General features: G+C 35.1%; 1 pseudogene. It reads left to right on the top strand.

Annotation, left to right across the window (positions count from 1 at the left end):
• A pseudogene (locus G6Q00_RS08300) lies at positions 1 to 734 on the top strand (hypothetical protein); the annotation flags it as partial.

The raw sequence follows: 734 nt of genomic DNA, 5'->3' as shown, positions 1-734 counted from the left end.
CTTAAAAGTCAAGAAATACCCCTTGATCAGTTGGATCAAAGAATTATTAAGCCTGAAGAATTCACACCAGAACTAATTAAGCAACTTAAGAAAAACCCAAAACAAAGGGTGATGATAGGGAAGGCAAGCGAATATTTTAATAGTATATTTGCCAATGATACAAGAAACTTTAACATAACATTTTATGTTAATGGTGAAGCGATCAACTATATTTTAAAAAATCATGGTGCTAAAGCTACAGCGATCAAACAAGGCAAAGAATTACCTATTAGTATAGATGACATTATTAATTATCCAAAAATGCTAGATGAAGCAGATTATCTAATGGGCGTACCCAGATACAAGCATAGAGAACCCGCCTATAAAATAGATGACAAAAAGGAAAGATACTTTGACTACGGACTTCTTGGCGCTAAACAATTTGAAGATCATTACCTCGTAATAGAGTGTACATCTCATACTAGCATGGCACTAACCAACATGTACAAAGTTAAAGGAAATATCAAAGATAGCATAGATTTTAAACCACCAGAAGATGGCCGTAATAGCTTTTTCAAACTAAAAGATGGATTAGATGATGAAGGCAGACCCGCTAAATTCAACCTAGCTTTTGGAAGAAACTTTAGAAAGTTTTACCATGATCCAAAAGGCGCAATTGCTCAACTACTAGAGGCTAAAGAGGGACAAGTAGCCGGAGCGTTTTATAGAGAGGATTTAGGCGATATAGATTTGGT

The sequence above is a fragment of the Helicobacter suis genome, from assembly GCF_902196125.1.
GTDB lineage: Bacteria > Campylobacterota > Campylobacteria > Campylobacterales > Helicobacteraceae > Helicobacter > Helicobacter suis_B.
This window is presented reverse-complemented; position numbering and strand designations above follow the sequence as displayed.